The following is a 13779-nucleotide window of genomic DNA, read 5'->3' as shown; positions in this document are numbered from 1 at the left end:
TTTCGCCGATCACGCATCGCTGTGCGTGGCTGTTCTGCGGGCGGCGTCCGGTAGCGTGGCCCGTCGTGGGACTCGTGTGGCGTGATTCGGCGCAAGTGCTTGCCGGCCTGCTTCGTGGACATGGCGTCGAACCCGACCGAGTGCACGACGTCGCGGCGGCATGGCGGGCGTTCACCGAGTTCCTGGCGCTGCCGGTCGACGGTTTGGAGCCGGTGGAGCACCACGCCGACGGTTTCATGGTGCAGTGGGGCCGGTACAGCTGGAATGACGGACTGCCCAGTGTGACCTTCACTCGGGAGTTCGCGGTCGATGTCCGGGACACGTGGACCGCCGACGAAGCCTGGTACCAGCCGGAGATCTGGCAGGTCAACCTGGACATGGTCTTCCCGGACACGCCCGAACTGGCCGGGCTCGGCGGGCCTGGACAGGGGGCCACCGGCCTGGATTTCAGCGCGCCCGGCCCGGACCGGGACCGTGCCGTCCGCGCCGTCGAGCAACGGCTGGCGCAACACCCGGCTCTGCGAACGGCGTGGGCGAGCAACCCGACACGCAGTAGCGTCGCGCTCGACGACGCCGGCTGACGCGCTGATGTCCCCGACCATCCGACACCTACGAAGGCGACAGGGCTGACATGGCCGGCTACTCGGGCACGCCGTTGCACCGCAAGCTCGGCATCAAGCCGGGCCACCGGTTGGCGCTGCTCGAAGCGCCGACCGGCTTCGCGGCCACCCTCGACGGCCTGCCGGACGGTGTCGTCATCCGGCCCGGGTTGACCGGCGATGCACCGGCCGACGTGATCGTGCTGTTCGTGACCGAGCGACACGAGCTGCAGGCCCGCCTCGACGAGGTGAGGCGCGGCATGGCCCAGGACGGCGGTTTCTGGGTCGCCTGGCCGAAGCGAGCGTCGAAGGTGCCGACCGACGTCACCGAGGATGTGATCCGCGAAGTCGCACTGCCGACCGGGCTGGTCGACAACAAGGTGTGCGCGATCGACGACGTCTGGTCGGGTCTGCGCCTGGTGATCCGCCGCGAGAACCGAACGCCAGCGGAGAGGGCAAGGCGGTAGCGGATGCGGCCGGGTCTGCGGCATCACGGCACGAAGAGCTCGGTCGCAATCGGTTCGGCCATGACTCCCGGCGCTAGGTGAAGCCGTCGGCCTGCGGATCATCCAGCGCGAATGGTTCCCGAGCACCGCGACCATCGAGACTGGAATCCCCGGCCGGGATGAATTCGGACGTCGATCCCAGCGCCACGAACCGGTCGTCCTCGGTGTAGACACTCATGGAGTGACCGTTGTCCCAGAGCGGAAGAGGGGTGCGGTCGACTGTTCGGTTCACCTGCCTGACGAGGTTCCTGATGGAGGTACGAGCGGCTTGCGGTGCCTCCGCGGCCGTCGAGACGATGTCGCGCACCTGCGCCCAGCGCCCCCCATGATCAGAGGTGCTCTCGGCCCAGAGCAGCCAATCCGAGGCCGGATCGGAGAGGAAACCGGGGTAGTCCATGTGCGGCAGGCCGGAATGGGCCAGGTGCGCGGCCGCCACTGCGACGGGAGCCAGGTCCGGGAAGCCAGCATTCCGGTCAACCCAATCCAATAGCCTTTCCACGAACTGCCTCGACCACTGGCCGGCGTGCCGGACAAGGGCGATGGACATCATGTCGAGGATCTTGGCGATGTCTTCCTGCGGAGTGTCCGACGGCGGGTCGATGAGCAGGAAACCCGGCTGCTCCACCACGGGGAGCGCGATCGCGGGCAGCAGCCAGCTCATCATCGTGTCGGCCCACCGCTCACCGTCCACGTGATACAGCATCTTGCGGTGAAAGGCCGAGCCGATGCGCAGTTGGAGTTCGGCATCCCGGTCGCCGAGGAGGCGCATGTACTGAATCTCGTTGAACTGAGGTGGGAGCGGGGTCGTTCCTAGCCGGATCCGCGTGTGGTCCTGATCGAGGACCACTGTGTCCAGCATCGCCTGCCAGCCGTCGGGGTCCAGCCCGGCCCGCCACAGCGTGACGGTCGTCCGCCATCTGGTGATCGGCACCTCGTGGTCCAGGCACAGCGTGTCGAGTGGCACGCTGCCGTCGAGTAGGACGCGCAGCAGGATCAGGTTTGCGGAGTAGGCCGCCAGCGGCCTGAGATTGCTCTCGGGCAGAGGCCGGTATCCGGAATGGCGGCGGCTCATCAGTCGGCGGTCGTAGCCCTGGGCCAGGACTTCGAGGGTTTGCGAGATCTGTGATCGCTCCCGCTCCGGCATGGCGTCGAGTAGTTCGCCGGCGAAGTCGAGAATCGGCTGGCGTGAGGCGATGCTCTGATGGGACAACAGCGCGAAGAGCAGGTCGTCGACGGGCTCCCGCCGGCCTCGGGATCCGCCGAAGGCCGCGTCGGCGACATCGGCGAGCGTCTCGGTGACGAGGGAGGCGATCAGGTACTCCCCGAACGTGGCATGCAGGAACTCGTAGCAGCGCCGGACCTCGCGTCCTTCGACACGGACGCGTGCCTCGGCGGCGTGAATGAAGAAGAACTCGCCGAGCACACGCTGCCCGAGCGACTCCGTGCCGGCGGCCGCGTCGCCGTCCCGCAGCCCGACCAGGTCGGTGCCGAGTTCGGATTCGGTGATGTCCTGCCGGCCACGGTTGAACATACCGATGGCGGCGATCGACAGCCGATACAGCTGTTCGGCGACCGCCTCGTCCAGGGCGGTGCCTCGAAGCCGTGCGTCGGGCTTCTTGTGCACCTCCCGTACCGCGAAGCTGGTCATCAGTCGCCGATAGAGCGCGGTGAGTGACAGGTCGCCGTCCTCGACGGGTTCGTTGAGGTCGGCCCAATAGATCGCCAGCATCAGCAGGAGCAGGGGTTGCCGCGCCAGTCCGGGATGGGCGAGCGCGGCCTCGGACGTGAGCGGCCGTAGCCGACCGGCCGCCACGGCGGCGGAGTTCCTCCGGTTCCACGAGGTCAGCCACTGGTCGACCTGTGCGTCGTCGAATTCCTCCAGCTTGGCGATCGGCAGATTGAGCGGAAGGTCGACGCGGTCGACGACGACGGTCCGCGACGTCACCACGACCATGACCGGTCGGCCCTGCGCCGCCTCCACCCGCTGGAATTCGATCACCTCGTGCAGGTAGCCGGAGCGGTCGTGAGTGGTCGCCTGGAGAAGTTCGTCGAGGCCGTCGAGGAGCACAACCCGGGCGATGCCCTCGTCGTCGTCGGCCAGTTCGAACCAGCTTCCCGCCCGACCATGCGCGGCGATGTCGAGGGCCTCACGGATCTGGTCGTGGATCGGTGCGTTCGCCGTCACTTGCCGCAGCGGCACCCGGGCGACGGTGTAACCGTCGCAGGACAGCCGCGCGGCGAGGATCTTGGTCAGCATCGACTTGCCGCCGCCGGGATGCCCGAGCACCAACAACGGCCACCGAACGGCATCGAATGTAGTGAACTGGGTGGTCAGCATCAGGTCGAGATCGGTGCGTAGGGGCTGTCCGCTCCACCACGACTCGTCCCCGGGGGCGGTCCCGGGAAAGGCTTTCGTCGAGCGGTAGGACGGGCTCACATAGCTTTCCTCGACGGTGGGGAAGGTGAGCGCATCGGGGTGGTCCGTTCCGGCTGACCACCGCACCACCGGCAGGTTCAGGACGTCACGGTTGGCCCGCAGCAGCGCCTGACGTCGGTCGCTCGTCCTTCCGGCGCCCCGTACAACCGTGCTGATCAGGGTCTCGATCCGGGCCAGAGCCGCCCTGGAACCATCGAGGGCCGCTCGCACCTCGGAACGAACCTCGTCAGCGGCGACCCGGATCTCGGCGCGAGCGTCGTCGACTCCGACCCGGGTGGCCCGGTGTTCCTCCAACTGCGCCCAGATCCAGAAGTCCGGGACGGTTCGAGCGAGCTGGAGATAGTAGGTGCGGTACCGCTCGGTGGCTCGGTCCGCCAAACGGGAGCTCCGCCCGTCCGGGAGATGGCGGCGGATGAGGTCACCGCCGCCGGCCAAGCCTTCGACGAAGACCATGACCTTCGCGGCGAGCATGCGGAGCCAGCTGCCCACGAGCTCGATATTCTCGAGGAAACCGCTGGTGGCACCGGGCATCGGCACTTCGGCCTCCCACAGGAAGCCCAGCGGCGACTCATCGGCCTTGCGCCACCGGCCGGCGGCCAGCATCTCCTGTTCCGCCGCGCTGATCTCCAGCGCGTCGAAATCGTCGGCTCCGAACACCTCGCGCATCGTGTCGAAGAACGCGGAGAACACGATCATGGTGTGGGCGGCGGCGACCAATTCGACTCGCTCGTAACCCTGTACACCGGACAGCCGGTCCTGGGCCCGGTCCAGGCAGGCCCGCAACAGACCGGTCGCCTCGTTCTTCTGATCAACCCAGCCCCAGAGCGGCGCCAGTGGGGCCAGGGCCGGGACCGTCGCCAGCGCTCCGGCGGTGAGGATCACGCCGCCCAGCAGACGGTTCAGTCGGTCGACCAGCGGCCGGTCGTAGTGACCCAGCAGTTGAAGGGCGCCGCGAAAGGTGATCGGTGGCTCTCTACGCATCCGCGCCTCCCCGAAGCCGAACCTTGCCGTACGCGTCGAGCAGTGCCGTTCCGATGACGACGTTGCCATAGCATCCCGGGGTGCGACAGATCCTGGAGGCCGCCGGCCTCGCATCACACCCGGCCGAGCCGTACCGCGTTCATGACGAGACGGTGATCGTGGTCGACATCGTCGGGGACGCTCACCAGATGTGGCGTACGGCGCGGGCCGGGCTGAGCGACCACTATCCGGTGCTGGTGTCGCCGGGGTTCCTGGTCACCGACTCCGATTTCCATCACCCGCTCCCGCCTTCCGAGGTGATCCGCCTGGCGCAGGGCTTCGACGTCGAGGACCATCTGACGCGGCGGCCGGGGTCGCAGATGCCCGGCGCCCGCGGGCGGGATCCGGAGCTCCTCGGAACCGGGGAGGAGGGCTACGACCTCGATGCGTACGACGTGGAGTCGTTCGGCGTGCCTGAAGCGCTGGTCATCGTCCCCCGGCCCGAACCGTGGGCGGCTTTCGCGTACGTCGACGGGTATGTCGGTCTGTTGGGGCAGCGATCGGAAGTGATGACGAGCGCCGCAAGGTCATGGTTCGAGAGGTATCGGGCGGAGCCCACCGTGATCGGCCTGGCCTGCGGTTTCACGGTGCCGCGCCCGCCTGCCGATCCGGCCGACGCGGAGCGGCTCGCGGCCGAGCACGTCGGCGTCGCCGGGTTGACGGCGGGCACCTCAATCCGTGCCTACGCCCGGGCGCTGATGGAGCTGGACCACTGGAGCCTGTACGACCGGCCGTGACCGGAACGGCGCCAGCGTGGCCCGGATCGTCGCGGCGGCACCCCAGTCGTCGTCGAACTGGGCCACCACCGCCAGGTGCTGCCGCAACTGGATGATCGGCATGCGGGCCCGCCAGTCGTCGTCGAGGCCGGTCAGTTCGGCGTACACGTCGAAGAACCGCCACGACTCCGGCGGCGGCGCCGTGGTCCAGAGGTGGGCCAGGTCCACCTCGGCCCACATGTAGGACACCGCCGGATCGATCAGCGCGGCCCGCCCGTCCGTGGTGGCCAGCACGTTCTGTGCCCACAGGTCGCCGTGTGTCAGGCAGGCGGGTCGTTCCGGCAGCAGTTCCGGAAGGCGGGTGCAGAGCCGTTCCAGCGCGGCCCGGTCGGCGGGTTCGAGCGCCGCCTCGACACGCGGCTCGGTGAGCCAGCGCAGCAGCCGGCGTTCGGCGAAGAACCCGAACCCGTCGTCGGCCCAGGTGTTGACCTGCCGGCGGCGACCCAGCCAGTTGTCGCGATGCCACCCGAAACGGGGGTGGACGGTGCTCGTGTGCAGGTGGGCGAGCGCATGGGCGAACCGTTCCCAGAAGTCCTCGTCGGCCGGTCGCGGCTCCAGCAGCGACAACACGAGCAGCTCCTGGTCGGCCAGGATCACCTCGGGTGTCGGCACCCCGCCGAGCTCCCGGAGGGCCGCGAGGCCTTCGGCCTCCGCCGCGAACGGGTCGCCGCCCGGCGTGTCGGCGAACCCTTTGACGAAGACCGAGGGCGCATCGACACGACGGGCGATCCCGGCGATCGCGGCGAGCCCACCGCTGACCGGCACGACGGTGACGACATCGTGGATCCCCGCCCGTGCCAGGCGCTCGGCCAGCGGCCCTGCCGTACCCATGCCGCGATCTTAGGAGGTCAGGCGAACAGGGCGCTTCCCCAGAAGTCGTCGGGACCGGTCAGGCCCGGTGGGCAGGCGAAGATGCCGGTGGAGACGTGGCGGACGTACTCGTTCATCTCGTCGTTGGCGGCCAGGCTGCGTTGGACCGGGATGAACGCCTTGCGCGGGTCGCGCTGGTAGGCGATGAAGAACAGTCCCGCGTTGAGTCGGCCGAGCCCGTCGGAGCCGTCGACGAAGTTGTAGCCGCGTCGCAGCATCCGGGCGTTGTTGTTGGTGTGCGGATGCGCCAGGCGTACGTGTGAGGTGGTCGCCAGCAGCGGCTGCCCGTCGGCGCCGACCGAGTCGAAGTCGACCTCGTCGAACTCGCCGGTCATGCCCATCGGGGCGCCGGTGCCCTTGGTCCGGCCGATGATCATCTCCTGCTCGGCCAGCGGCGACCGGTCCCACGTCTCGATCAGCATCCGGATCTTGCGGGTGACCAGGTAGGAACCGCCGGCCAGCCAGTCCGGGCCGTCGCCGGGCTGCACCCACAGGTGCTCGCGCAGCAGGTCGGTCTCCTCGGCCTTCAGGTTGCGGGTGCCGTCCTTGAACCCGAACAGGTTGCGTGGTGTGGCCTGCCCGGTGGACGTCGACGACGTACGCCCGAACCCGAGCTGTGACCAGCGGACACTGACCGCGCCCATCCCGATCCGGGCCAGGTTACGGATGGCGTGCACCGCCACCTGCGGGTCGTTGGCGCAGGCCTGGATGGCGATGTCGCCACCGGAGATGGCGTCGTCGATGGTGTCGCCGGTGAACTTGGGCAGCGGTTCGAGCGCCGGCGGCAGGTGCGCGGCCAGAGCGAACCGGTCCTTGCCGGACGCGTCCCGGAACAGGGTGGGTCCGAACCCGATGGTGATCGTCAGCCCGGACGGCGGCAAGCCGATCGCCTCGCCGGTGTCGTCCGGCGGCGCCTCCGGGATGCCGTCGACCGCGCCGATCACCCCGGCGTCCTTACCGGCGGTCATTCGGGCGGCGGCCGCGGTCCAGTCTTTGAGCAGCTTGATCAGCCGGTCGCGGTCCTTGGTGACGACGTCGAACGCGACGAAGTGCAGCCGGTCCTGGGCCGGGGTGACGATGCCGGCCTGGTTGGGGCCGGTGAACGCCACCGCGTCGGTGGCCGAGGCGGCCGTCGTGAGTTCCGGTTCGTTCTTGAGCTGGGTGAGTGCGGCGGCGCCGGCCAGGCCGGCGGCCCCCACCCCGGCGAGGGTGAGGGCGCGCCGCCGCGAGACCCGGCTCATGCCTTCTTGGCGACCACGGCCGCCACCTGGCTGATCGGTTCGGCGAGCGCGTTGATCGCGTCGGAGAGTTCCTTGAGGTCGGCCTGGGTCAGGTCGGTGTGCAGCTTCCAGCCGTCGCCGGCACGGTGCTTGGCCAGGGCCGTGTCGACGTTGGCGAACTCGGTGTCCAGCGTCTTGACCAGTGCCGGGTCGCGTTCTTCGAGGACCGGGCGCAGCGACGCGATGGCCGCCTTGGAGCCGTCGACGTTGGCGTTGAAGTCCCACAGGTCGGTGTGCGAGTAGCGGTCCTCCTCGCCGGTGATCTTCCCGGCGGCGACCTCGTCGAGCAGCGCCTTCGCGCCGTTGGCGAGCTGCAGTGGGGACAGCTTCTCGGCGTCGGCCTTGGTGACGATCTCCTTGACGTCGGTCAGGAGCTGGTCGGCGATCGGGCCGGACTGGGAGATGTCGTTCTTCTGCCACAGGTCCTGCTCGATCTTGTGGAAGCCGCCGAACTTCAGGCCCTCCTCGGTGACCTCTTCGCGGCCGTCGATGCGCGGGTCCAGGTCGCCGAAGATCTCGGCGACCGGCTCGATGCGCTCCCAGTAGGTGCGGGCGATCGGGAACATCGCCTTCGCGCCGGCCACGTCGCCCTTCTTGACCAGGTCGACGAATTCGGTGGTCTTCTCCAGCAGCGCCGCGGTCTGGCTCTTGACGTAGCGGGAGTAGCTGTCGGTGGCGGCCAGCAGCGCGGCGTCGTCGGTGAGCGGGGCGGCCGAACCGGAGACGGTCAACTGGCCGCGGATGCCCTTGCCGATCATGCCGGGTTTGCAGGCGGTCTCGTAGGTGCCGGCCGGCAGTTCGACGTGCAGGTTGCGGGACAGGCCGGGGGCGATGTTCTCCACTTCGGCCATCACGCGGTCGCCGGGGGCGTACACATAGAACTCGGTGACCTTCTGGCCGCCGTTGGTGATGGCGAAGACGCTGGTCCCGGCGTCGACCTGGGTGGTGGCGACCTCGCAGGCGGTGTCGGTGGCCTTGACCGCGATCGGACCACCGGCACCGGCGGCGGCGGTGTCCGTGGTGGTGTCGCTGCAGGCGGTGAGGGTCAGGCCGAGCGGCACGGCGGTCAGGGCGGCGAGGATATGCGAAGGGCGCACGATTATCTCCTAAAACCTTACTGTGGTGCGGGGACGGCGGCCTGCTTACGGCCGGTGGGACGCAGGAAGAGCAGCAGCACGGGTACGGCGTACGCGAACCAGACGAGGGTCTCGACGACGGTGGCCGTGGGCGTGATGTTGAACATGCCGGTGAGCAGGGCCGTGTACCAGGCGGACGGGTCGAGGGTGCCGCTGACGTCGTAGGCGAGGGTGTTGAGTCCCGGCAGGACGCCGGATTCCTGCAGGTCGTGGACGCCGTACTTGCCGATGCCGGCGGCGACCAGGATGAGCAGCACGCCGGTGACGGTGAAGAAGACCGTGAGGTTGATCCGGACGGCTGTCGCGTACATCAGAACGCCGATCACGATCGCGGTGGCGATGCCGCCGAGCAGGGCGAACAGCGGCCCGCCGTTGACGTCGGCGCCCTGCACCGCGGAGTAGAAGATCAGTGACGTCTCGAGTCCTTCGCGGACCACGGACAGGAAGGCCATCACGGCGACCGCGACCGAGCCGACGGCGAGCGCGTCGGCGAGTCTGCCGCGCAGTTCACCGGCGATGCTGCGGGCGGCCCGGCGCATCCAGAAGATCATCCAGGTGACGAAGACGACGGCCAGGATCGAGGTGACGGCCTCGAACAGTTCCCGCTGGTCGTAGTCGCGCAGCAGGGTGGTGGAGGTGTAGCTGAGGAGCGCTCCGAACCCGACGGACAGGGCGACGGCGAGCGCGACCCCGGCCCAGACCTGGGGGAGTCGGTCCTTGCGGTCGGCTTTGACGAGGAAGGCGATCAGGATACTGACCACCAGGGTGGCCTCGAGCCCTTCGCGTAGGCCGATGAGGTAGGTGGCGAGCATGGATCCCTCTCAGATGAGGCTTGCCTAACCTTGCTCCTACAGACTGTAGATTAGGGTTGGCTAGCCTCACTGTCCAGGGTCGTCCGCCCCACCTCGGGTGGAGTGAACAGCGCTGGAAGATCGAGAAGTCAGTCCTCGTCGAGCAGGCGGCGCAACAGTTCCTCGTCGCCCGGTTGCAGCGCGGCCACGAATCGGCGCAGCACGCTCGCCCGGTCCTTGCCCGCGCCGAGGGCCGCGTTCATCCGCTGGGCCGCCACCGACGCCTCGTCGGTCAGCGGCGCATACCGGAACGAACGCCCGTCGCGATAGCGGGCCGCCATGCCCTTGTCGTGCATGCGGGTCAAAATCGTCACCACCGTGCTGTACGACAGCGGCAGCCGCAGCCGGTCGAGCACATCCCGAGGGGTGAGCGGCTCACTCGCACTCACCAGGACGCGCAGGATGTCGGCTTCGAGCGCGCCGGCCGGCCGGCGCACCGGGTTCCCCTCGTCGTCGTGCGGCACAACGGGGAGCATAACGGCGCATCGACGTCCGCCCCCCCCTGGCCCCGGGCCGAACGTGGGCGACGGATCTTGCGGAAACCCGACAGACCGGCTTTGAACGGACGGCATCCCTTCTTCTTCCGATGGCGACGTCGGAATCGGCCCTTGTAGCGTCCTGCCCGGTCCAGCGCCGACTGTCGACTCAGCCGCGGTCGTCGGCCCGGGAATGCCGTCGACATTGAGGATGCCGTGAGTCGTACACGAGTCGCGCTTGGCGCCGCCGCGATCCTGGCCGTAGCCGTCACGTTCACCTTCGGATATCTGGCCCTGTCCCGGGACCGGGCCCTGGCCGGGTCGATCATCCAGGCGGTGGCCGCGACGATCACCCTGGCCGGCGTCTGCGGTGCGGCGCTGTGGCGGTTCACCCGAGGCCGCGCCCGGCCGGCGAGCGACACCGGCGAACACCTCGACCGGCTCGCCGAGGCGGTGACCAGGCAATGGGACGGCGCGGTGATGGAACGCGGCCTGCGCTACCCGGCGCCCATCCCGATGCGCTGGCGCTGGTCCACCCGATGTATCTCCGCCTCGATCGAGGACGCCGCCGGACTTCCCGCGGCGGCACGGATCATCGCACTGCCGGGCACCCGCCGGATCACCCGCGACGACCTCGGCGGCGGCGATCTCGAAGACCTGTTCCGGGTCTACGCCGGCCTGGACTCCGGCCGCATCCTGCTGACCGGCAAGGCGGGCGCCGGAAAGTCCAGCGCCGGCCTCCTGCTCCTGCTCCGGGCGCTGCGCCACCGCGCCGAGCAGGAGAACCCCGACCGGAACCGTGTCCCGGTGCCGGTTCTGCTGACCTTCTACGGCTGGGACCCGCGCCGGCAGGACTTCGCGTCGTGGCTGACCGAACGCCTGCTCGGCGACTACCCGGACCTGGCGGCCGCCGGACGCTCCACGGTGGCCGCGCTGGTCCGCGACGGCCGCATCGCGGTCTTCCTCGACGGACTCGACGAGATCCCGGAGGACCTTCGCCCGGTGGTGGTCCGAGCTCTGGATCACCAGGTCACACACCGGATCGTGCTGCTGACGCGGGTCGAGGAGATGGTGCGGACCGCGCGGGGCGCCCATCTCTCCGGTGCCGCCGCCCTGGAACTGCTGCCGGTGTCCGCCGAAGAAGCCGCGGACTATCTGGTACGGGTGAGCGTCACCCCGCTACGACCCGGCTGCCGGGCGCTCACCAGCCGGCTGAGGCGGGCCCCGGACGGCCCCCTCGCGCGGGCCGTGGCCCAGCCGCTGATGCTGGCGCTGCTGCGGGACCGTCTCGCCGCGGACGACGATGTCCACGAACTACTGGAGCTGGACCACACCGAGGACATCGAGGACGGCCTGCTCGATCGAGTGATTCCACTGTCCTACCGGTCGGCGCCGGTCTCGCCGCGGGTCGACGAGTTGCTGCACTTCCTGGCAGCCAACCTGACCAGGCAGGGCGTCCGCGAGTTCGCCTGGTGGGACCTGCCGAAGTGGCTGCCCCGAGGGCCACGGACGCTGGTTACCGCCCTTTTCGCCGGGCTCCTCTGGGGACTCGGCAACGGCGCGATGCTGTTTTCCGACCGATGGATCCTGGGCGCGGGTTACGGATCGATCCGGGATACGCTGCTCACCGCTTTGCTCACCGGCCCGATGGCGGCGATGTTCGCTGCTCTGGCTGTCGCTCAACCCGGGCACCAGGCGACGGCGAGGCGTCGGGCCGGATTCTCCCGAACGGTGATCTTTACCGGCTGCGTCTGCGGAGCGATCAGCGCCGTCGCGGTTCTCGCGGCGGTCGACCTCGAGTCCGCGTTGTTCGGGCTGGCCGGGAGCGCAGTGCTCACCCTTCTCCTGGCCAAGACGCCGATGTTGCGCCGTGGGGCCGGCGGACGATTGCGGATGGTATTCGTCGATCCGGCAGCTTTGTCACTGCCCGCCGGTGTAGCCGGCGTCTTCCTCGGCGCATTCATCAGCTTTCTGCCCGACGGGGTGATGCTCGCGTTCGGCTCCGCCGTGGGAAGCACCCTGACAAACGGGCTGCTGATCGTTTTTCTTCAGCCGCCCCGCGCCATCGCGCCGGTACCGTTCGGGCGGCTGCGTCGACGCGGCACCCTGCTGATCGGTATTTTCGCGGCGACCGGCTTCGGGCTCCTGACGATGTTCATGCTGGTCGACTCCCGGACCGGTGACGTGTCGTCTCGTGCGGTGATCACCGTCGTCGCCGGGCTGATGTTCTTCCTCGTCGTCCTGCCTGTGATCGGCCTGCTCCCGCGCCGCGACCCGTCGGACGGCGGTGTCCCGGCCAGCCCACTGCGGCTGATGCGAACCGAACTGCGCTCCCGGCTGGCCGGAGGATGCGCGCTCGGCCTGGCCCTCAGCCTTCCGGCGATTCCGTCGGCGATGTTGTCGCCGACGCCGGCCGGCGAGAGCGTGAGTCCATGGATGGTCGACGTGCTGTTCGCCGCTGAGACCGTGCTTCTGCTGGGTGTGCTCGGCGGACCCCTGTTCGCGGTCATCTCCAGCTACTCCTGGCAGACGTTCCTGGTGGGGCTGCAGATGCGGGCCGCCGGGTACGGGCCGTGGAACCTGCCGCGCCACCTCGACGACGCCCACCGCCGAGGTGTCCTACGCGCTGTCGGCCCGGTCTACCAGTTCCGGCACGCCCGGTTGCAGGAGCGGCTGAGCCGGCCCGTGGTGCCGGCGACGACGGTGCCGGAGTACGGCGTACCGAAGAAGGTCGTGATCTTGAACGCTGGTTGAAAGAGTCAGTGGTGGGTGGGGTGTTCGTGTCCGGCGTGACCGGTCGGCTCCAACTGGAATGTGGAGTGCTCGACGTCGAAGTGGCCGGCCAGGCAGGTCTGCAACCGGTCGAGCAGTTGCGGGGCGTGCCCGTCGTGGAAGCAGGAGTCGTCGACGACGACGTGGGCGGTCAGCACCGGCAGGCCTGAGGTGACCGTGTAGACGTGCAGGTCGTGGACGCCGGTGACGTGGTCGAGCTCGGTGATGTGCTCGCGGATCTCGTCCAGGTCGACGTCGGCCGGTGCGGCTTCGAGTAGTACGTTGACCGCCTCACGCAGCAGTTTCACCGCGCGCGGGGCGATGATCAGGCCGATCAGGATGGACACGATCGCGTCGGCCCGGGTGAAGCCGGTCAGCGCGATCACCGCGGCCGCCGCCAGTACGCCGACCGAGGTGACGGCGTCGGTGGCGACCTCCAGGAACGCGCCGCGCATGTTCAGGCTCGCCTCACGGGCCCGGTACAGCAGGGCGACGCCGATCAGGTTGCCGATCAGGCCGATGAGTCCGAAGATCGCCATCCCGCCGGCCGCGACCGGGGCGGGCTCGATCAGGCGGCGGATGCCCTCGACGAAGACGTAGACCCCCATGCCGGCGAGGACGAGCCCGTTGACCGCCGCCGCGAGGATCTCGGCGCGCGCCCAGCCGAATGTGCGGCGCCCGCTCGCGGGCCGGGCGGCGAGCAGGGTCGCGCCCAGGGCGAGGGCGACCCCACCGGCGTCGGCGAGCACGTGCCCGGCGTCGGCGAGCAGCGCGAGGCTGCCGGTGATCACGGCGCCGACGATCTGGACCAGGAAGACCACCACGGAGACGCCGAGGGCGGCGGTCAGCACACCGCGATGCTGTCCGGTGGCGGTGACCGTGCCGTGGTCGTGGCTGTGTCCGTGCCCCATGACCTGCCCTTTCGTTAAATCATGCTTATATGCGTACACTACTATATGTCATCCGCGGTGCGCGCACTCGCAGGCGTCGCCGCGCCACGCCACAGCTGTACTGTTGCCAGGCGAGGCCGACGCCTTTCGACGGTGAGTGGTTGAA

At 69.2% G+C, this 13779-nt stretch carries 11 protein-coding genes; 4 read left to right on the top strand and 7 right to left on the bottom strand.

All coding sequences use genetic code 11. The annotated features are described in order from the left end of the window. The first annotated feature begins 140 nt into the window (after window positions 1-140). Window positions 141-581 (top strand): hypothetical protein, encoded by a 441-nt coding sequence (locus Q0Z83_RS23070; protein ID WP_317796051.1) that lies wholly within the window; start codon window positions 141-143, stop codon window positions 579-581. Window positions 582-631: 50 nt separating this feature from the next. Next, on the top strand, window positions 632-1066 hold the full coding sequence (locus Q0Z83_RS23065; protein WP_317796050.1) for a DUF3052 family protein: 435 nt from the start codon (window positions 632-634) through the stop codon (window positions 1064-1066). Between the two features lie 73 nt (window positions 1067-1139). On the opposite strand, the gene Q0Z83_RS23060 is transcribed toward Q0Z83_RS23065, so the two are convergent. Further along, window positions 1140-4637 (bottom strand): NACHT domain-containing protein, encoded by a 3498-nt coding sequence (locus Q0Z83_RS23060; RefSeq protein WP_317796049.1) that lies wholly within the window; start codon window positions 4635-4637, stop codon window positions 1140-1142. Between Q0Z83_RS23060 and Q0Z83_RS23055 the strand changes: the two genes are divergently transcribed. Next, the gene (locus tag Q0Z83_RS23055) at window positions 4604-5299 is read left to right on the top strand and encodes a DUF4253 domain-containing protein (RefSeq protein WP_317796048.1); all 696 of its coding nucleotides are present in this window, start codon (window positions 4604-4606) and stop codon (window positions 5297-5299) included. The genes Q0Z83_RS23060 and Q0Z83_RS23055 overlap by 34 nt on opposite strands. Here the strand turns inward: Q0Z83_RS23055 and Q0Z83_RS23050 are convergent. The 5 genes from Q0Z83_RS23050 to Q0Z83_RS23030 form a co-directional block, all read right to left on the bottom strand. Further along, a complete protein-coding gene (locus tag Q0Z83_RS23050) occupies window positions 5234-6169 on the bottom strand; it encodes a fructosamine kinase family protein (protein WP_317796047.1) in 936 nt (311 codons plus the stop codon). The two genes, Q0Z83_RS23055 and Q0Z83_RS23050, sit on opposite strands and share 66 nt — an antisense overlap. Window positions 6170-6186: 17 nt before the next feature. After that, the gene (efeB, locus tag Q0Z83_RS23045; protein WP_317796046.1) at window positions 6187-7449 is read right to left on the bottom strand and encodes an iron uptake transporter deferrochelatase/peroxidase subunit; all 1263 of its coding nucleotides are present in this window, start codon (window positions 7447-7449) and stop codon (window positions 6187-6189) included. After that, window positions 7446-8585 carry an iron uptake system protein EfeO gene (gene efeO / locus Q0Z83_RS23040; RefSeq protein WP_378078717.1) on the bottom strand — a complete coding sequence of 380 codons (1140 nt, stop codon included), beginning with the start codon at window positions 8583-8585 and terminating at the stop codon, window positions 7446-7448. Before efeO ends, efeB begins: the two co-directional genes overlap by 4 nt. 17 nt (window positions 8586-8602) lie before the next feature. Further along, window positions 8603-9436, bottom strand: coding sequence for an iron uptake transporter permease EfeU (efeU, locus tag Q0Z83_RS23035; protein WP_317796045.1), 834 nt, complete (start codon window positions 9434-9436; stop codon window positions 8603-8605). 128 nt (window positions 9437-9564) lie between these two features. Continuing rightward, window positions 9565-9939, bottom strand: coding sequence for a BlaI/MecI/CopY family transcriptional regulator (locus Q0Z83_RS23030; RefSeq protein ID WP_317796044.1), 375 nt, complete (start codon window positions 9937-9939; stop codon window positions 9565-9567). A 228-nt stretch (window positions 9940-10167) separates the two neighbouring features. Between Q0Z83_RS23030 and Q0Z83_RS23025 the strand changes: the two genes are divergently transcribed. After that, window positions 10168-12705: an NACHT domain-containing protein gene (locus Q0Z83_RS23025; protein ID WP_317796043.1), complete on the top strand. Its 2538-nt coding sequence runs from the start codon at window positions 10168-10170 to the stop codon at window positions 12703-12705. A 5-nt stretch (window positions 12706-12710) separates the two neighbouring features. Here the strand turns inward: Q0Z83_RS23025 and Q0Z83_RS23020 are convergent, their stop codons facing one another. Continuing rightward, the gene (locus Q0Z83_RS23020; protein WP_317796042.1) at window positions 12711-13634 is read right to left on the bottom strand and encodes a cation diffusion facilitator family transporter; all 924 of its coding nucleotides are present in this window, start codon (window positions 13632-13634) and stop codon (window positions 12711-12713) included. Between the last annotated feature and the right edge of the window lie 145 nt (window positions 13635-13779).

This window comes from Actinoplanes sichuanensis, assembly GCF_033097365.1.
In the GTDB taxonomy this organism is placed as follows: Bacteria; Actinomycetota; Actinomycetes; order Mycobacteriales; family Micromonosporaceae; genus Actinoplanes; species Actinoplanes sichuanensis.
This window is presented reverse-complemented; position numbering and strand designations above follow the sequence as displayed.